Annotated in this window: 19 protein-coding genes; 1 reads left to right on the top strand and 18 read right to left on the bottom strand. The window is 34.2% G+C overall.

The genetic code is table 11. The annotated features are described in order from the left end of the window. Nucleotide 1 precedes the first annotated feature (1 nt). From ACTCAF_RS02790 to ACTCAF_RS02815, 6 genes are all read right to left on the bottom strand, one after another. Entirely contained in the window at nucleotides 2–1372 is a 1371-nt protein-coding gene (locus ACTCAF_RS02790; RefSeq protein ID WP_463061781.1) for an ATP-binding protein, read from the bottom strand. Then, nucleotides 1335–2189, bottom strand: coding sequence for a substrate-binding domain-containing protein (locus tag ACTCAF_RS02795; protein WP_463061782.1), 855 nt, complete (start codon nucleotides 2187–2189; stop codon nucleotides 1335–1337). Before ACTCAF_RS02795 ends, ACTCAF_RS02790 begins: the two co-directional genes overlap by 38 nt. Continuing rightward, nucleotides 2176–2373 (bottom strand): hypothetical protein, encoded by a 198-nt coding sequence (locus ACTCAF_RS02800; protein WP_242819115.1) that lies wholly within the window; start codon nucleotides 2371–2373, stop codon nucleotides 2176–2178. Before ACTCAF_RS02800 ends, ACTCAF_RS02795 begins: the two co-directional genes overlap by 14 nt. A gap of 53 nt (nucleotides 2374–2426) precedes the next feature. After that, nucleotides 2427–3017, bottom strand: coding sequence for a TorD/DmsD family molecular chaperone (locus tag ACTCAF_RS02805; RefSeq protein ID WP_463061783.1), 591 nt, complete (start codon nucleotides 3015–3017; stop codon nucleotides 2427–2429). A gap of 67 nt (nucleotides 3018–3084) precedes the next feature. Then, nucleotides 3085–3837: a 4Fe-4S dicluster domain-containing protein gene (locus ACTCAF_RS02810; protein WP_463061784.1), complete on the bottom strand. Its 753-nt coding sequence runs from the start codon at nucleotides 3835–3837 to the stop codon at nucleotides 3085–3087. An 11-nt stretch (nucleotides 3838–3848) separates the two neighbouring features. Beyond that, a complete protein-coding gene (locus tag ACTCAF_RS02815) occupies nucleotides 3849–6389 on the bottom strand; it encodes a molybdopterin-dependent oxidoreductase (protein WP_463061785.1) in 2541 nt (846 codons plus the stop codon). A gap of 271 nt (nucleotides 6390–6660) precedes the next feature. On the opposite strand from ACTCAF_RS02815, the gene ACTCAF_RS02820 reads away from it, so the two are divergent. Beyond that, on the top strand, nucleotides 6661–8073 hold the full coding sequence (locus tag ACTCAF_RS02820) for a nitronate monooxygenase (RefSeq protein ID WP_463061786.1): 1413 nt from the start codon (nucleotides 6661–6663) through the stop codon (nucleotides 8071–8073). 123 nt (nucleotides 8074–8196) lie between these two features. Here the strand turns inward: ACTCAF_RS02820 and ACTCAF_RS02825 are convergent, their stop codons facing one another. From ACTCAF_RS02825 to ACTCAF_RS02880, 12 genes are all read right to left on the bottom strand, one after another. Then, complete coding sequence (locus tag ACTCAF_RS02825; RefSeq protein ID WP_463061787.1) at nucleotides 8197–8442, bottom strand: thioredoxin family protein; 246 nt, start codon at nucleotides 8440–8442, stop codon at nucleotides 8197–8199. A 74-nt stretch (nucleotides 8443–8516) separates the two neighbouring features. Beyond that, nucleotides 8517–9497, bottom strand: a complete 981-nt coding sequence (locus tag ACTCAF_RS02830) for a cation diffusion facilitator family transporter (protein WP_463061788.1) — start codon at nucleotides 9495–9497, stop codon at nucleotides 8517–8519. Nucleotides 9498–9501: 4 nt separating this feature from the next. After that, nucleotides 9502–10671, bottom strand: a complete 1170-nt coding sequence (locus ACTCAF_RS02835) for a permease (protein WP_463061789.1) — start codon at nucleotides 10669–10671, stop codon at nucleotides 9502–9504. A 93-nt stretch (nucleotides 10672–10764) separates the two neighbouring features. Continuing rightward, nucleotides 10765–11799 carry an AI-2E family transporter gene (locus ACTCAF_RS02840; protein ID WP_463061790.1) on the bottom strand — a complete coding sequence of 345 codons (1035 nt, stop codon included), beginning with the start codon at nucleotides 11797–11799 and terminating at the stop codon, nucleotides 10765–10767. A gap of 67 nt (nucleotides 11800–11866) precedes the next feature. Next, nucleotides 11867–12517: a peroxiredoxin-like family protein gene (locus ACTCAF_RS02845; protein ID WP_242819101.1), complete on the bottom strand. Its 651-nt coding sequence runs from the start codon at nucleotides 12515–12517 to the stop codon at nucleotides 11867–11869. Nucleotides 12518–12631: 114 nt separating this feature from the next. Then, nucleotides 12632–12907 (bottom strand): EscU/YscU/HrcU family type III secretion system export apparatus switch protein, encoded by a 276-nt coding sequence (locus ACTCAF_RS02850; RefSeq protein WP_242819100.1) that lies wholly within the window; start codon nucleotides 12905–12907, stop codon nucleotides 12632–12634. Further along, nucleotides 12907–14193: an aspartate aminotransferase family protein gene (locus ACTCAF_RS02855; protein WP_463061791.1), complete on the bottom strand. Its 1287-nt coding sequence runs from the start codon at nucleotides 14191–14193 to the stop codon at nucleotides 12907–12909. Before ACTCAF_RS02855 ends, ACTCAF_RS02850 begins: the two co-directional genes overlap by 1 nt. Continuing rightward, a complete protein-coding gene (locus ACTCAF_RS02860; protein ID WP_463061792.1) occupies nucleotides 14186–14983 on the bottom strand; it encodes a DUF72 domain-containing protein in 798 nt (265 codons plus the stop codon). Before ACTCAF_RS02860 ends, ACTCAF_RS02855 begins: the two co-directional genes overlap by 8 nt. Nucleotides 14984–15063: 80 nt before the next feature. Next, nucleotides 15064–15957, bottom strand: coding sequence for a DNA-methyltransferase (locus ACTCAF_RS02865; RefSeq protein WP_463061793.1), 894 nt, complete (start codon nucleotides 15955–15957; stop codon nucleotides 15064–15066). Between the two features lie 2 nt (nucleotides 15958–15959). After that, entirely contained in the window at nucleotides 15960–16490 is a 531-nt protein-coding gene (locus ACTCAF_RS02870; protein ID WP_463061794.1) for a hypothetical protein, read from the bottom strand. After that, entirely contained in the window at nucleotides 16490–17386 is an 897-nt protein-coding gene (locus ACTCAF_RS02875) for a type II restriction endonuclease (RefSeq protein ID WP_463061795.1), read from the bottom strand. Before ACTCAF_RS02875 ends, ACTCAF_RS02870 begins: the two co-directional genes overlap by 1 nt. After that, a complete protein-coding gene (locus ACTCAF_RS02880) occupies nucleotides 17358–18269 on the bottom strand; it encodes a DNA adenine methylase (RefSeq protein ID WP_463061796.1) in 912 nt (303 codons plus the stop codon). The genes ACTCAF_RS02875 and ACTCAF_RS02880 overlap by 29 nt, the downstream gene beginning before the upstream one ends. Nucleotides 18270–18277: the final 8 nt, after the last annotated feature.

Below are 18277 nucleotides of genomic sequence, written 5' to 3' on the forward strand. Positions count from 1 at the left end.
ACTACTCCTTTGTAAGCCTGATTATAAAGGTAGTCCCATATTCATCAGAAGAAACATTTATCTGCCCATTTAGGGCATTTATTATGGACTCAATATAAAAGAGTCCAAGCCCTGTCCCTGTCTTCTTTGTAGTATAAAACGGTAAAAATATTTTATCAATATTCTCTTCATCTATCCCAAATCCATTATCACGAAAACCGACTAAAACATAGCTGCCTTGGTCTTCAAAAACAATCTCTACCCTTGTAGCTGCAGCTTCAAAACTGTTATTTATAAGATTGATAAGTATTTCTATTACCTTTTCCCCATCAGTAAATATAGTGTCACTTTTTATGTTGTTAATAAATATTAACTCAAGTTTATCAGAGAAGTTAATATAAATATAGTCTTCCAAGACCTTTTGTATTTCGCTTACTTTTACATCACTCTTTTTAATACTTATTGGCTTTGCAATTTCTAAAAAATCATTAACAATTTTGACAATCTTATTAGTTTCACGAATAAGATATTCGGTATCTTTTGAATATCTTTCATCCAGCTCTTTTGCAAGAGTTTGGGCGAGTAATAGCACTGTCATAGCCGGATTTTTCAACTCATGGGCAAGCCCTGATGACATCATACCGATTGAAGCCATCTTAGCATTTGCCATAATCTTCTTTTCCTGCTCCATATTTTTATCAATTGCATCAGCAAGTCTTTTTGAAATATCGGTCAAATTTTTTGCAATATCTCTAACCTCTCTCGATGAATACCAGGGCAATTTAATATCTTCAGTCAGATTAGATAAATCCATCTTTTGGACATACTCATTTAACGCTTGCATAGGTGTTATAAGTAAATTTGTAAAAAATACTACAACAATAAGAAGAAAAATAAACGTAAATATTTCTGTAACACCAATCTTTAAACTATCTTTTATTGCCACTTCAACAATATAGTCAGGATTTATCTCATAAATAATATATCCCACGACACCTTGATTGTCGCCAATTGTTATAGGAAATTTTATAAAATTAGCTTTATCAGCTTTTTCAGGATATTGTTTAACAGCAAGAGCATCTGTAATATAATTCATATCTTTATCAAATAGATAAACATTTTTTAAGTAATCAGATGATTTTTGAATAGACTCCACAATTGTAAACATTGTGTAGATATCTTTATAAATAATTGCTTCACCAAGCTTTATATTTAATATGGATACGTTTTGCTTTATGGAATTATTTACCGTTTCGGTTAAAAACCTTTTGCTGTAACTATAAGATAGCGTTATTGTAACTAATAAAGTAAAAAAAGACGCAAAGATGGTAAGAAGAATTACCCTCGTTCTAAAGCTATTTGGTATTAATAATTTTATAATTTTCGACTTCACGGCTAATCTTTATCACATCTGAATAATCGTAACCAAGGCCATCTTCAAATCTGTCAATATTTAACTGCCTTAAAATCTTTCTTCCCTTTTCATCTTTGTCCATATTAATCAAAATACTTTTTATCCTATTTAATAATCTTACATTTATTTTTTTTGAAGCAATAATAGGAGGGATAGGAAAATCAGGGGATTTAAATATCACTTTTGTATTATTAATAACTTCAGGAGAGACTATTTTTTCATGTTCATAAATAAGACTATCCACCGGTGCAATATCCACCACACCTTTACTTACCAAATATATTGATTTATCGTGATTACCTGTAAAATAAATATTTGAAAAATACTTTTCTATATCAATATCGTTATTTTTAAAAAAGTATAAAGGATACAAAGTGCCACTAAATGAAAGCTTATCTGTAAAGGCAATCGTCTTACCTTTTAATGATTTTAAGTCTTTATATTCAAAATCTTTTTTAACAATAAAATAGGACTGATATTTTGACTTACCGTTTACCACAGGAATTGCCAAAAGCACGTATGAATCATCCTTCAAAAATGCGATTGCCCCAGAGCACACACTTGCGATGTCAACCTCCGCATTCTCAATCAACTCATTCATTTCTGAATAATTTTTTTTGCTTACAAACTCAACATTTTGCCCAAGTTTTTTTGAAATATACTCGTTAAGTCTCTCATACAAATAAACGGTATTTCCTGCAGAAATAACTGAGGAAACACCAAACTTTATGGTTTCAGCAAATGAAAATGTAACTATAAACAAACTAAATATTAGTATGTAGCTAAATTTCTTCATACCTGCTCAAAGTAAATTCTCTTTTTTCCTGCAAGGAGACATCAATAAGTGCCCTCTTCAAAATTTCTTTACCGAAGTCATCTTCTGCTTCCATACTAAACATACGGGATTTAATGTCAAAGTCTATATTTTTGACACCCTGCAACCCGGCAAGATGCTGCACTATGGCATCGGGACACCCCATTCATAAAAATCCACCCTTTATCCCCATACCATCTACTTCAAACAGCATTTTTTTCATTTTATTCTCTCAACAAAAAGCTTTAACATTTCTCCAACTGTTTTATAGAACTCAGTTTCAGCTTTTTCGATTATATCTTGAGCTAATTTATCTGCAAATGGCGTAAAGTAATTGTTTACAAATGTATCAAGCAGCTCTTTATTCTCCTGAACATCTGCCTCAGTTTGAATTTTTACAAGCATAAAATGGATGAACTCAAGCTCAATAGCAATATGGTCAGGAACTGTTTTCTGATCTTCAGATACCTCTACTCCAGCTTTTAGATATATTTTTTCAACCTCCCTGGTTGTAACCCCATTTATCAATCGTTCACTTTCCAAATATACAGAACCATAGGGATATGCCAACTTTTTGAATGGTCCAAAAAACAAAGCTGCATGATCGACTCTCAAATTTTCAAATGTTTCGTCATAAAACGAATTGCGTAACCTCTTAAAAAACTCGTTAAATTCAGGGCAATATGTTTTTACAATATTTTCATATTCATTAAAAAATTCTTCGTTGCCATCAGCAAAGACTTCTGAAGGCTCATAAAACAAAACAGACAATAAATGTGACGCTTCCGTCAGGCAATCAATATCTTTCATTATCTCTCCTTAATATCAAAATTTCTCCGGCAGCAAGCCGCCGGAGAAATAATATATAACTTTTTTATTAAATTTTAAAGTTGTTTATGTAATAAACATTAGGTTCAGTACCTGCTTCCTCTTTAAGCCTGTAAGCCTTATGTTTCTTAAGAAGCTTTGATACTTCACTATTGCTGTCCTGCAAATCTCCAAATACTCTTGCTCCAGATGGACATGATACCACACAATAAGGTAGCTCACCATTTTGAGTTCTATGATCGCAGAATATACATTTTTCAACAACACCAGGTTTTCTTACAGCTTCGTAGTCGGGGTGTTTGTAATCAGTTTTGTATGGTGGAGTTGCAGTTCTTTTGGCAATTTCTGCGCCACTGGCTGCACCAGCAACTACCTTCGTAGTATCAGCATAATTTGCAAAAACTTTTTCCCCTTCTACATTAAAACTAATTACACTATATTGAGCATCTTTTTCTTCATCAAGATCCCACACACTGTATGGACAAGCATCCTGGCAAGAGCGACAACCTATACAACGTTCATCATTATGCATTGTTACATTATTTTTTGTTTTGAACATTGCTTTTGGAGTCACAGGACAAGCCTCAACACAAGCTGCTTTTGAACAGTGATTACACAATACAGGATATGGGGTATATTTTACATTTGGAAAGTTCCCCTCCATTTTGATATAAAAGTCAGCCCAGTTATAGCTTTGACCATTTTTTCTTTCCTGTGTGTTATTTTCTGTCTTACAGGCAATTCCACATGCCCCACATCCAACACATTTTTTTAAGTCTATCACCATTGCATATTTAGGCATATTTTACCCCCTTATAGTTTCTCAATTTTTACGCCAACAAAACCACCATTTCTAGCGGTAGAGCCGGAGATACGATCATACTCAGCCGGCATGAGCTCATTGTTATTAAACCCTTTTGTAGGAGCAACACCGAATTTACCTGTGGCAACCTTTCCATATGCCCAGTGACCCTGCCCATACATTTTTGTAACTGTTCCTGGTCTGATTCCTGGGTAAAGGTTTGCCTTTGTCACAAAACTCCCTGTTACAGAAGTTACCCTTATAGTATCTCCATCTTTAATACCTAATTTCTTTGCATCTTCAGGATTGATTCTCAAAGCATCATCCCATGGGACATCAGCCATATCACACTTCCTGAACTCCTGATACCATGGGGTATTTTGAGAACGCCCTTCTCTATTAAGCCTTGATTTGTGATCAAAGAACATAAATGGGTACTCTTCTTTACTTCCGTACCTTAAAGGCCTTTCATAGTGAGGTACAAATGCAAGTTCCCCTCGAGCTTCATATTTGGTAACTTCCATTACTTTGTCTACATCTACATTATGTTTTTTTGCATGCTCTGTTAAAGCTTTCTCAAGAGTCTTGCTATAAAATTCAAATTTGTGCGTTTCAGTTTTGAATTTACCCCAATGACTCTTATATTTATAAGGCCCTGTATTCCATACGCCTTTTTCAGTAAACTCTTTCCAGCCGTTTATCTTGTCCCCATAAAGTTCCTTTTTTCCGTCCCACAATGGAGCTGTGTAATATTTTACTGCGTAAAGAGCAAATTCTTTCTCATTTGTTGGAGATTTTCCAGTCTCTGGATCTTTAAACTCATTGTTGTAGTAGTTTAAAAGATTTGGAAATCCTCTCTCAGCAAGCTTCTTAGCTATCAAGTATGGGATCTCAGTCTCATCTATCTTTACATCAAAAATTGGCTCTACTACTGGCTGAACAAGACAAACTTGGGCATTTGCATTACCAATTGTCTTTAAATATCCCCATTTTTCAAATGTTGTAATTGCACAAGGCAGCACTATATCAGCAAACATTGTCATTTCTGAAGCATGCGTAGTCAGATGTACAAAAAACAGTTCAGGATTGGAAAATGCCTTTTCCCATCTTTGCCCTTCTGTACCTGAAAAAGCAAAATTGTTCATATAGCCTATACACATTTTTATATCATATGGATCTTTTTTCAACATTGCAGTAGCAACATTGTTTGTAACAACCGCGCTACCTGGCTTCCCTTTATTTAATGCAGGAAACTCAAGATAACCTCTCTGGTCAATCTTTTTAAATTTTTTCTTTGCTATCTCATCCTGGTAAGGTTTAAGATCAGGCATATGATTGGCCACTTGTTTCATTTTTTGCAGCACACCACCTTCCACATCTACCGAACCAAGAAGGCCATTTAATGCATGAACTGCCATAGCAGAATATGTACCTCTAATCTGCATAGCAGCACCAGGTCCCATCCACACACATACCTTTGGGGCTTTTGCTGCCATTTCTCTTGCAGTCTTATAAATTTGTGCTGCAGGGATACCACATTCTTTTTCAGCCCACTCAGGTGTTTTATCTTTAAGCTCAATATTCCACCATTTTACAAGACCGTAAGTATGCTTTTCTTCAAAGGTAGATTCATCAACTGCCTGATTTTTTACAAATCTGTTTTTACCATCTTTGAAATCTCCAACAAACTCTTTGCTCCATAATCCTTCAGTCAACAACACATGAGCCAGTGCTGCGGCAAGAGCTCCGTCAGTTCCTGGAAGAATTGGCAGCCAGTTATGCGCCTTTGCTGCAGCAGGTCCCATTTTAGGATCAACAACTGTCACAATTCCTCTGTCAAGAACTTCATGAAAACGCTTAATCATTAATGCAACTTGTCTGTTTGAAACAAGAGGATCAAGCCCCCATAAAAGTAAATAGTCAGTATTTGCAGTGTCATAATCTCTGTAATCCCAATACCCTTGAGTAAAAAATGCACCTGATTTTTCTGCTTCTGCACAAAGAGCACTATGAGAAATATTATTAGGAGAGCCATAGATTTTGGTCATAGCATCATAAATTACATCTCTCATGTAGGTATATCTTCCTCTATTGAGCATGTATTTATGAGCTTCACCATTTTTTCTAAGCTCCATCATTTTATCCGCAATAGTATTTAAAGCTTCATCCCAGCTAATCGGAACAAACTTAGGGTCAATCCCTCTACCTTTCTGGGGATTAGTTCTTTTCATTGGTGTTACAACCCTGTCAGGGTCATATAGCTGCTGTAAACCAATATGTGCTCTTGGGCAGCATGTTCCCAGATTGCTTTTACTGTGAGGATTACCTCTGACCTTTACAGCCCTTCCATCCTGAACAAAGACTTGGATTGGATCCCAAGTAGTACAGCCCTGGCATGTTGTGGATACCCATTTACCCGGCTTTTCTCCAACATCACCCATCTTTTTAGCTTCAGCTGGTTTAAGTGCATTAGTTTTTGCACCACAGCCGACAGCTAAAACGGCACCCGCAGCTGCCGTTGCCTTAATAAAATCTCTTCTTTTGATATGCATACATATTCCTCCTTACAAAGAGTAGTCAGCACGTATTGAGCAATTAGTATGCCATTTTTTCTGTATTTTTTATTTCTTGTAAGTGCTGATATTAGCTTTAATAACATAAACAACTATCTCTTATCTTTGTAAACAAACTTTACAAAGCACATAAAATATCTTTACATTTTATGAGGATTTGCTGAATCTGATTAATAATTCACCTTTTCTTCTTGTGAGAATTTCATTGAAGCTATAATATTTAAATAATCATAAATTAGGGGTGGAAAAAATGAATCATCCAAAGATTATACAAGGTGGAATGGGGATTGGTGTTTCAAACTGGAAACTGGCAAGAGCAGTTTCCATTTCAGGCGGTTTAGGTGTTGTTTCATCTACAGCTCTTGATACATTGATGGTCAGAAGACTTTTTCATAAAGATGAAGATACAAAAAGAGCCCTTCTCAAATTTCCTTTAAAGAATATTTCAGAGAAAATATTGGACAATTATTATGGAGAAAAAAACAACAATAAAGGTTATCCGCAACTTCCTTTCTTTTCGGTTGATATTAGAGATGAACTTATTGCTCTAACAATTGCCGCAAACTTTGTAGAAGTGTACCTTGCCAAAGAAGGGCATAGCAATCCTGTCGGAATTAATCTGCTGGAAAAAGTTCAGATGCCTACCCTTTACTCCCTTTATGGTGCAATGCTGGCTGGAGTTGATTATGTAATAATGGGAGCCGGTATCCCAAGAGAAATTCCCGGGATTTTAGATAAGCTTTCAGCTGGTCATGATGCAGAGCTAAACCTTTATGTTTCCGGAGCTCAAAGCGGAGAATCATATAAAATGCATTTCAGCCCTAAAAAGTTTATGGGCAAGCAATTAAACCTAAAACGCCCTTACTTCTTTCCTATTGTATCTTCAAATACACTTGCCACAACACTCATGAAAAAATCGAATGGCAAAATTGACGGACTTATAATTGAAAATTATTCCGCCGGAGGGCATAATGCTCCCCCAAGAGTAAAAGGGGTGTTTCACGATAACGGCTCCCCGGTTTATGGCGACAAAGACATTGTAAATCTTGATAAAATCAAGGAATTAGACATACCTTTTTTCCTCGCGGGCAGTTTTGTTACTCCTGAAATTATTAGTAAAACGATAGATGAAGCTGGCGCATCTGGAATACAGGTAGGAACTATATTTGCACTTACCAGTGAATCAGGCTTTGAAGAAAGTATCAAACTGGAAATAGTAAATAAAATAAAAAACAATACGATTAATATTTTCACAGACCCTATGGCCTCACCAACTGGTTTCCCTTTTAAAGTTGCCAGCATCAAAGGGACGTTATCCGAACAGGATATCTACGACAATAGGCCGAGAGTCTGCAACTTAAGATATCTGGCAGAGCTTTACAAGGATGAAAATGGAAATATAGGTTACAGATGCCCTGCTGAACCAATAAATGAATATTTAAAGAAAGGTGGAAAAATTGAAGAAACTGTTGGAAGAAAATGTCTTTGCAACGCTCTCCTTGCAAATATCGGATATGGAAATACCTATAAAAATGGCTACAAGGAGCCATATCTTATCACATTAGGGGATAGCGTAAGTTTGATCTCTCACTTCTTACCAGATGAAGGATTGCCCTCAGCCAAAAATGTTACAATACAATTAAAAAGCTATATTGAAAATTAACCTTACAATAAGTCATTTAGGGGTCTACATTTTATTTAGACCCCTTTAATTGTTTAATACTCAAAACAGTCTGGACAAATCTTTTTACCGTCAGTAACTCTGACACTACCCAAAAAAAGGGGGTTAACCCATATACTGATTTAAAATCTCTTTTACCTGCTCAATGTTTGGCAAAGGTTTCCCTTCGTGCACAACAACATCATCTACCACAAGGCCTGGAGTAAACATAACATATTTAGTTATCTCAGACATCTCTTTAACATACTCAACAGAAGCATCTTCCAGACCTAATTGTTCAACGGCTGCTAATGTTGTGTTGTATAAAATTTCACAATTTCTGCAGCCTGTTCCTAAAACTTTTATTCTCATTCTACACCTCTCATTTTTATTTTTGTGGAATCATAAAAATATATCTAAAAAAATAAGTTAAATTTAAAAAAACATTAACCACAAAGTATACCCTTTTCTACACACTCATCAACTTCCAACTGCAAAGTAACATGATTTATACCATATTCTAACAATTTTTCCTCAACCTTTTTTCGTATTTTTCCCGCATCGCTAAGCATCATGTCCTCAAGCTCGGCATGCGCTTCAAAAAATATATCTTTTTCTCCCACAGACCAGATATGAATGTGATGCACATTTTTAAGTCCATCTATCTGCTCGACAATATTCTTAATCTCTTCAATTGATATATCCACGGGTGTACCTTCCAATAAAATATGTACAGATTTTTTCAATATTTTAAAACTTTCAATTAGTACATACACACCGATTATTATTGTCAGTACCGGGTCAATCCAGTAAATTTTAAAGAAAATTATACCAAGTGCGCCCAGTATAACCGCCACAGAAGATATAGCATCCGAAAGCATATGCAAATAAGCAGATTTAATATTCATATTTTCATGACTTCCAGCCTCAAGAAAATATATACTGAGTAAATTACCTACAAGACCGATTATGGCAATAGTAAGCATTGTAGAGCCCAAAATAGGTTCCGGATAATAAAATTTCTTAAAAGCTTCGAAAAAAAGGAATACAGATATACCCACAAGTACGGCTGAATTTAAAAGGGCAGCCAAAATTTCAGCCCTTTTAAGTCCAAATGTATGTTTTAAAGAATTTTCTTTCTGGCCCAATTTTAGAGCAATATAACTAATAATTACCGCAATTGCATCACTAAAATTATGTAATGCATCGGATATTAATGATAAACTTCCGGAAATTATCCCACCAATAATCTCTGCAAAAGTAATACCAAAATTTAGCAAAATAACCCAGAAAAGTTTTTTGCCGGAAACCTCACTAACATCAATATGGTTATGGTGATGATGGCCGTTACATTCGTGACCATGCTCATGGTTATGAATATGATGGTCGTAGCTATGCCCATTTATCTTTTTGATTTTATTACCCATAATATTATCCTATGAATTTACCAAAAACTATACCTGCTATTGTTGACATAATAATCACCAATATAACATAAACAATAGTTTTCTTAGTGCCTATAACGCTCCTTATAACCAACATATTTGGCAGGCTCAATGCTGGACCTGAAAGAAGAAGCGCAAGAGCCGGACCTTTACCCATTCCTGCCCCAATTAGCCCTTGCAAAATAGGAATTTCTGTCAGCGTGGAAAAGTACATAAAAGCACCTACTATGGAAGCAAAAAAGTTTGCAAAAAAGGAATTGCCCCCAACCAATGATTCGATATATTTTCCAGGGATAATACCTTCATGACCTGGTCTTCCAAGGAAAAATCCTGCCACAAGCACACCAACAAAAAGCAATGGAATAATCTGTTTTGCATATACCCATGTCTCTTCAAACCAGGCTAACCTTTTATCTTTATCCATAGAGACAAATGAAAAGATAGCAACAAGAATAAGAGAAAAGGCAGTAAGATACCATTTGCTATGGTAAATCGCTGCAAATAGTGTCTCTTCACTGGTAGGTTTTGCCCAGGTAGCAAAAAGAAGAACACCAATCATTGAAACAAAAAACAAAACTGTCTTAACAGGTGAACCTTTCTGCTTTGCAAAATTTGTTTTTGGGGCATTTGCCACCTGTCTTTCTGCTTCATCCTTTTTAAATATAAAAGCCATCAACAGTCCGATAACTACTGAAAAAAGTATTGCACCTATTGCCCTTGCCAGCCCCATCTGATATCCTAAAACTCGTGCCGTTAAAACAATAGCCAAAATATTTATCGCTGGCCCTGAATATACAAACGCCATTGCTGGCCCAAGACCTGCACCCCTTGAATAGATACCTGCAAAAAGTGGCAATATTGTGCAGGAACAAACAGCAAGAATAGTACCTGAAACAGAAGCTACACTGTATGAAATAATCTTCTTGGCACCTGCACCAAAATATTTAATCACCGACGCTTGAGAAACAGTAACACTCATAGCTCCGGCAATAAACAGCGCCGGAATAAGGCATGTAAGAGTATGCTCCCTGATGTATTCCTGAAGCATAAAAAATCCTTCCAATATTGCACCTGACACTTTTGGAGTATCAAAATCCACCAAAAACACGTAAACAAAGATACCAAGCAGAGTAAGAAATTTATTCCTTTCCTTCATACTAAACCACTTTCATTTTTCTGACAAAAATACTCAAGATTTGGAAAATGTCAAGTATATTTTTATATTTATAGAAATATAGATAGGCAAGTATTAATTTAGCAATTTTCTTTTCAAATAAACTTTAATGAAAGCAGCAACCGGCAATGAAAATATCATTCCACCTAGTCCTAACAAATACCCACCTACCATTAATGAAAAAATAACAGCAGTAGGGTGCAGCCCCAAAGATTTACCAACAAGTCTCGGTGTAACTATATTGCTTTCAATAAACTGAACCACGGTAAATCCTATCAATATATACAAAGGATGCAAAAAATCACCAAATTGCAAATATGACATTGTAATTGAGGAAACAAAACCAACCAGAAACCCCAAATATGGGATAAAACTAAGAACACCGGAAACAATCCCTATCAAGAGCCCTCCATCAACCCCTACAATCATCAATACAATTGAATAGCTTACTCCAAGAAAAACAGATACAAGCAATTGTCCTCTGAAATATCTGCTTATTATATCATTAAACTCATAAAATGAGTTTTCTACGTTAAGGTTTCGAAAATTTTTATTAAATATATCAAAGAACTTATCCTTTATAACGTCAAAATCTTTTAGAAAATAAAAAACCAGTATTGGTATAATCATAAAATTAAAAAAAGACTGAACAAACGTATAAACCGAGGACGTAAAATTCTTTGTAAAGGAGAATAAAAACTTTGACAGTACATCAAACTTTCCTAAAACAAAATCTTTAAGCATATTTATATCAAATTCAGGGCTTATATTTTTAGCGTAGGTTTCAATCTTTGTTGCAAAAATCTGAAAATATTTCGGAAAATTATTAATTATTGTCAGAAGCTCAGAATACAAAATAGGCAATACAAATATAACAACCATAGCAAGAATTAATGAAAATATTAAAAACACAGCTACAATTGCAAAAGTACGCCCCATCCTCTTTTTTTCCAAATAATCAATTAACGGGTCAAATAAATAAGCAAGCAGTATTGATATGGCAAAAGTGGTTACTATATCTTTTAATTTATTGACAACAACAAATAACAAGAAAAGGAACACCAGCAAAAAAATCTGTTTTAGACTGACTTCAATTTTAACTGTCCGCATAGCAAAATAATTTTAGCATATTTAAAGTAAATAAACATCAAAAAAATATCTTTCAAAGTCAAAATAATTACACTGTCTCCCTTTTTATAGCTTCAATTATTTCATCAGGCTCAGCCCTAACTGTATAGTCAGCCTTACCAAAACTGTAACTAATTCTCATATCGCTGTTTATTACAAAAGTTGCAGGCACTGGTATTTCAGCATTTTCATTTCCATTATATGCACTTAAATTATGCCCAAGTTTTAAGTATAGAGCAACCAATTCATCAGGAAGTTTGAACACAAGATTATACTTCTTTGCAACTTTATTCCCTACATCAGATAATACCTGAAACTTTAATCCATGTCTGTCAATGGTTTTGTCAGCAAAATCTGGTAACTCGGGGGATACGGCCACAAGGTCAGCATTTACAGAATTAAATTCATCAAGTCTGCTATTAAGATAATTAAGCTGCAGATTGCAATATGGACACCAGCCACCTCTATAGAAAGTCAAAATAACAAATCTGTTTTTTACAGCTTCTGACAATTTGAATTCTTTCCCCAAATGATTCTTCAGCGTGAAATCTATGGCTTTACTCCCAACTTTTGGCAATTTTTCCTCTATTTTGGATGCCACCAAATCATCAGTCGCTTTTTTCATTATTAATTTGATTTCATCTGGAATCTCTTTAAGCCTTTCTTGTTTAAAATTTGCCAACATGCTATTCAAATCCATATTTAACCTCAATCATTTGTATTTGTTATGTTGATAAAATATATGAGCAAATTTTAAAAAGTAAACATATAAATTTAGTAGGATAAAGATTAAAAAAAACACGTTAAACAAGAATCAAACTTTTCTTCTAAATTTTTCGTTGATTTTATAAACTTCGGACAATATCAAAGCTACTGCCTTGTAAAGCTCTTCCGGTATCTCAGTATAAATTTCTATTTTGGACAGTGCTTCTACAAGATTTGGGTCTTCTTTTATCTCAATTCCGTGCTCACGGGCACGCTTTAGTATCTCTTCAGCCACATACCCCTGACCTTTGGCAGTAACCACCGGAGCTTTATTTTTTTCAGGGTCATATTTTAGTGCCGTAGCTTTTTTTCTTGTAAATTTCATTAGGCAAACTTTTTATATTCTTTTAGAGATTTCAAATATATATCGGCAATTTTCTTTTCGAGTTTTCTTTCAATATGAGAAAACGACAAGGCGCCACCACCATGCATTGTGTATATGCCATTATTGATTAAAATTACCTTAAAAAGATTATCAAGTCGAGAAGACTCATTACTCAAAATATTACCAACAGAAAAATCGTTGAGGCTAAATCCTTTTTCAAAAAATGAGATAGAAAAAAGTGACCTGTAGCCCTTGACAAGGGCATTTATTTTAAGGTTTTTGACAATTTCCGATACCGCACCTATAAGATTTTCACCCGACTTATTCAGTTCATCATAATTAAGATATTTTAGCTGCTTTAGTGTTGTTACCCCTGCAACCATAGCAGGCACAGTTGCAGAAAATGTACCGCCACCGGTAATAACCTTTTTGGTTAATATCAACTCCATTATCTCTTTTTTACCACCGTAACACCCAATCGGAAAACCGCCACCAATGATTTTACCCATTGTAATCATATCGGGCGACACACCAAACACCTCAGAAATACTACCGTACCTGAATCTAAACCCTGTAATAGTCTCATCAAAAATCAAAACACTGCCATTTTCGTCGCAAAATTTTCTTAAGAATTTAAGATATTTTTCATCCGCAGCAACACCACCGCCAGCACCCAACACAGGCTCAATTATAATACATGCAACTTTCTGTTTTATTGCATTCAAAATTTTACTTGACTCATCAATGTTATTAAAGGGGATTGCAACAGTTTCATCACATCTGTTTTCAAATGGAGGCTTTACCTGATATGCAAGGTCAGAATTACCACCGTGCCAGCCACCTTTAATTTTAACAACGATATTCTTCTCAGTGTATGCCCTTGCAAGTCTTGTGGCGTACATTGTGGCCTCTGTCCCTGAAGTACAAAACCTTAGTTTTTCAACTTCAGGGATTGCTGATTTAACTGATTCTGCCAACTTTAACTGATATTCATTTATAATACCTGTATGCCATCCATTTTTTTCTGCCTGAACCACTTGCTTTAAAAGATTTTTATCACAATGACCAAGAATATTTGCATAATGTCCCATCCATAAATCTATCAACCTGTTACCTTCAATAGAATATATATAAGGGCCTTTAGATTTCTTTATCACAAAAGGGAAAGGTTCAAAAAACCTTATATCGTGACAAACACCGCCGGGAAAAATATTCAAAAACTTTTCATTGAAAAGCTGCCCCGATTCAAAAAATTTTGCAGAATATTTTTTGTAAATTTTATTCATCTTTTTTCCCTGCCATATCGGCAAAATACAGAGCATTTACTGCTGCCCTGCCATTTTCAAGATTGCAAAATGAAACAAACACATTGTTTGACACTATACTAAGTTTTTTTATATCTTCGTAAAGTTGCTTTAACTCATCTTCCTTATATGAATAATTTAACACTTTATCTTCCGGGGTCAACCAAAGGTTGCTCCTACCGTAAAGTCTGACATATGTATTGCTGTTGGTAGTAATGGGGTAGTACGGCGCAAGCCCCTTAACTGGTGGCATATCAACTACCACAATACCAAGAAAACTGCTCCTCATATCTTCAAGATACCTTTCCTTGTACCATGTCCTATTAGGAAGCTCAAAAAATATCGGCAACTCAGCAAAATCTTCTTTCAGTTTCAGCATAAGCTCAAAATTTGCTTTTGAAGCCGAAAACTTGGTACTAAAATCGCATAAATAACTAACAGCTATTTTTTGCTCAAGAAGTGGAGCTATACCATTTTTAAATTCTGTCAAATCTTCTTTCGTATATTTACCTTTCATAAAAATTTTATTAATTCTTATTGAAACCTTTGTTTTCCCCTTAATCCTCTCGGCTATACTTTCAGTAGTTTTTAAAATAGGCATTTTATAAAAGGTATATGTTATCTCAAGAAAATTAAAATGTCGTGCATACTCATTGAGCATATCGTAATTTGTTACTCTCTCATTGTAAAAAGTCCCCTTCCAGTCGTCATATTTGTAGCCACTTGTGCCCACAAAAAGCGGCGTGTCCTGAATATAAAGCATTTTTCCCATAAATTCTCTTTCCTTTGTTTATTTTTTGAAAATCTTTATTACTTTTAAAAGAAATAATCAACAGAAGTTTGAACTATGACTTACTGATTTTTAAAAATATAATCAATGTCAGTCTCATATGATAATTCCGGCTCATTTATTAATCCAATTTTTTGCTCTTTATCCGTATTTAAGTCTGTTAATCTATTTCTATAACTATGCCATACAGGTGGATTTTCAATCTCTATTTTCCTGTATTTGCTTAATTCCAAATATTTTTTATCGGTATCAATACCTATAAATTTTCTTCCCAGCAGATTTGCTGCAATTCCAGTGGTACTACTTCCGGTAAAAGGATCTAAAATCCAGGCTCCTTGTTTCGTGGAGGCAAGGATGATTCTTGTTAATACCGAAAGTGGTTTTTGCGTCGGGTGTTTTCCGCAACTTTTTTCCCATTTCGCAATAGCAGGTAAAACCCAAACATCCTTCATTTGCTTCCCCCCGTTAATCTCTTTCATCAACTCATAATTAAAATAGTGAGATACTTTTGCATTCTTCCTCGCCCAGATAATCTGCTCGGTCGAATGGGTAAAATATTTACAGGAAAAATTTGGCGGTGGGTTGGTTTTCTGCCAGGTGATTATGTTTAGAATTTTAAAATCCAGCTCAATTAAAATTTGGCCAATACTAAAAATATTATGCATTGTACCGCTTATCCAGATAGTAGCATTTTCTTTCATTTTATCTCTAACAAGTTTTAACCATCTGCGGTTAAAATCGTTTATATATTCAAAACCCTTTGATTTATCCCATCCACCCTTATTTACGCTTGTTATTTTTCCGTTTTTTATGGTTAATCCATCGTTGGATAAAAAATATGGGGGATCTGCAAAAACCATATCAAACTTAAAATCGAACTGTGGAAGAAGCTCAAATGTATCACCATGAAGCAAAATAAAAGTTTTATCTTTTGATTTGAAGTAGGGTTTAATCATAGTTAAATACTTAGAATAGCATCATAAAACATAGCTCTACCTTGACCAGACCAATATGTAACATCTTGTTCAATAAAAAACCACCGTGTAAGCTTTAATATTAATTCATAATTGTGCCCATTTCCAACTGGCAATTGTCCTAATTGCCCAAGGGCATTTAGATATGTTCCACAATTATACATAATGTTTACCCCATTTAAGAATGCTTGCCACTGTGCTTGACTTAGCAATTGTTTCTTGTTTCTTAAATCGTTTAAAACAAAATTATGGTCAGGTGGTCTGTCGTTTCCATTATTCCATAAATATTTATTTTCAGCATAAATAACAAAATCACAACCCTTATTTAATCTTCCAGGACGTTCTAAATATATTCGCGAACCGTCAGAGAGAGTTTCAACAAAATATCGATATTTCTGACCCTGATTTTCTTGCGCCCACTGTTGCAATAAAAAAGTTCTTACAGCATCTCTTGTAGTAAAGTTTTCTATATTGTTTAAATTTATATTTATGGAATAGTCGTTTCTTATTGCCATTATTCCAATATCCTTTTTAAAACTCCATTTCTTAACATTTCCAAATTCAGCAAATAGTCCGCTTTGTCAAAATACTCCCTTAAAGGCTTTAAGGTAGATTTCCAACCAGCCCCATCGGTTATCCAGATAAATTCAATCCCTTGATTATTCCAATACTCATTCATTTTGATGTATTCAGTAGCAGTTGATTTAAGTTTTGAACCTCCACCACCATAAAAATTAACTTCAATAAAATAAAGTTTTCCGTTTTTATTTATTGCAAAATCAATTATGCGAGAAGACTTATCAACTTTAACATCTATATTCCATTTATCTTTTATTTTTTTAGCCGTGGCTTGTGGCATATATTCAATTCCCAACTCACTGCAAGTTTCCCTTACAAACTCTTCAACCAAATTTTCCATTAAAGCTCCACCACGGTTTTTTCTTCCGTTACTATCAATCCCCACTTCAACACCAGTTGCATAGTCCACTAAATTTTTAATTTTTTTATCTTGTAACAGATCTCCCAAACCACTTTTTAAGATAAAATCCGCAAATGCTTCTATTTCTTCTTTTTTGTAAGTTTTCTTTGAAAAATTGAATTCTCGATAAATAAAATTTCTTGTGTCTATCAAGACTTCTAATGAGTTGTCTCTTATAGCAAGAAGTAAAGGAATGGCTTTAATAGTTTCGGGGTATTTTAACATTAAGCTAATAGTTTCTTTGTGTAAATCCTTTTTTCCAATAAGATAATTAAGTAAATTCAATTCCTTTTCAATTGGTTTAATATTTTGCAAAACCTTCTTCCAGTTTACAAAATAACTCCATTGTGTAATTTTATCTTTAAAGGTTGATATTATCTGGTTAAAAAGTTCATCCTCAGTTTTATTTAGCAATTGACATAGTTTTTTCATAAGCATTATTTGTAATCAATAACTCCGTTAATTCTCCTCGTTTATTTGGATTAGCATTTATATTTCTCCTTGCAAACACTCTTTTGATATTAAATTCACTATACAAATCATCAAAAAAATTATCGTTCGGATTTTGTCCTTTCACGTCGGAATTACTTAAAATCCAACAATAACCTAACGAATCTAATTTTTTACAAAAATTAGAGAGTCTTATCTGATCCGCATCGTCAAACTCTTCTTTTGAATAAGAATTAAAACTGGAGGTTTTACTTAAAGGTTTGTATGGAGGGTCAAAATAAAACAAGGCTTCCCCTTCAGCATATTTCAATGTTTCTTCAAAATCTCCATTTAATATAATTACTTTTTGCAATGCTTTATTTGCTGCTCTTAAATTTTCCTCATCACAAATCATGGGCTTTTTGTAACTACCTATAGGAACGTTAAATTCATTTTTACGGTTTACACGATATAAACCATTAAAACATGTGCGGTTCAGAAAAATAAACAAAGCTGCCTGCATAGTTGGTTTTGAACTTCGCATATTAAATTCGTCCCTTTTTGAATAATAAAAATGTTTTTTTGCATCTAACTTGTCTTCAAGTAAGTGATATTCTTTTTCCAATTCTTTCAAGACTAAAATCAGTTCATTTATATTATTTTTTATTACATTGTAAGTATTTATCAAATCAGAATTAATATCATTTATAACTATTTTTTCCAATTCGGGATAATTTTCAATCATATAAAATAAAACTGCACCTCCACCAACAAAAGGCTCAATAAAAGTAAATTTTTTGTATTTAAAGCAGGCGGGTATTGTTTTGCCAATTTCATCTAAAAGCTGAGATTTCCCGCCCGCCCATTTAACAAATGGTTTTGCCATTGCAACCT

The sequence above is a fragment of the Deferrivibrio sp. genome (assembly GCF_055117995.1).

Bases quoted from the DNA above. Each gene is read 5' to 3' on its own strand.
- ACTCAF_RS02875 (WP_463061795.1), bottom strand. From the start codon at position 17,386: ATGAAAAAACTATGTCAATTGCTAAATAAAACTGAGGATGAACTTTTT.
- ACTCAF_RS02825 (WP_463061787.1), bottom strand. From the start codon at position 8,442: ATGAGAATAAAAGTTTTAGGAACAGGCTGCAGAAATTGTGAAATTTTA.
- ACTCAF_RS02860 (WP_463061792.1), bottom strand. From the start codon at position 14,983: ATGGGAAAAATGCTTTATATTCAGGACACGCCGCTTTTTGTGGGCACA.
- ACTCAF_RS02845 (WP_242819101.1), bottom strand. From the start codon at position 12,517: ATGGATTTGAATAGCATGTTGGCAAATTTTAAACAAGAAAGGCTTAAA.
- ACTCAF_RS02815 (WP_463061785.1), bottom strand. From the start codon at position 6,389: ATGCATATCAAAAGAAGAGATTTTATTAAGGCAACGGCAGCTGCGGGT.
- ACTCAF_RS02865 (WP_463061793.1), bottom strand. From the start codon at position 15,957: ATGATTAAACCCTACTTCAAATCAAAAGATAAAACTTTTATTTTGCTT.
- ACTCAF_RS02880 (WP_463061796.1), bottom strand. From the start codon at position 18,269: ATGGCAAAACCATTTGTTAAATGGGCGGGCGGGAAATCTCAGCTTTTA.
- ACTCAF_RS02850 (WP_242819100.1), bottom strand. From the start codon at position 12,907: ATGAAATTTACAAGAAAAAAAGCTACGGCACTAAAATATGACCCTGAA.
- ACTCAF_RS02855 (WP_463061791.1), bottom strand. From the start codon at position 14,193: ATGAATAAAATTTACAAAAAATATTCTGCAAAATTTTTTGAATCGGGG.
- ACTCAF_RS02795 (WP_463061782.1), bottom strand. From the start codon at position 2,189: ATGAAGAAATTTAGCTACATACTAATATTTAGTTTGTTTATAGTTACA.
- ACTCAF_RS02805 (WP_463061783.1), bottom strand. From the start codon at position 3,017: ATGAAAGATATTGATTGCCTGACGGAAGCGTCACATTTATTGTCTGTT.
- ACTCAF_RS02830 (WP_463061788.1), bottom strand. From the start codon at position 9,497: ATGGGTAATAAAATCAAAAAGATAAATGGGCATAGCTACGACCATCAT.
- ACTCAF_RS02840 (WP_463061790.1), bottom strand. From the start codon at position 11,799: ATGCGGACAGTTAAAATTGAAGTCAGTCTAAAACAGATTTTTTTGCTG.
- ACTCAF_RS02800 (WP_242819115.1), bottom strand. From the start codon at position 2,373: ATGGGGTGTCCCGATGCCATAGTGCAGCATCTTGCCGGGTTGCAGGGT.
- ACTCAF_RS02810 (WP_463061784.1), bottom strand. From the start codon at position 3,837: ATGCCTAAATATGCAATGGTGATAGACTTAAAAAAATGTGTTGGATGT.
- ACTCAF_RS02835 (WP_463061789.1), bottom strand. From the start codon at position 10,671: ATGAAGGAAAGGAATAAATTTCTTACTCTGCTTGGTATCTTTGTTTAC.
- ACTCAF_RS02820 (WP_463061786.1), top strand. From the start codon at position 6,661: ATGAATCATCCAAAGATTATACAAGGTGGAATGGGGATTGGTGTTTCA.
- ACTCAF_RS02870 (WP_463061794.1), bottom strand. From the start codon at position 16,490: ATGGCAATAAGAAACGACTATTCCATAAATATAAATTTAAACAATATA.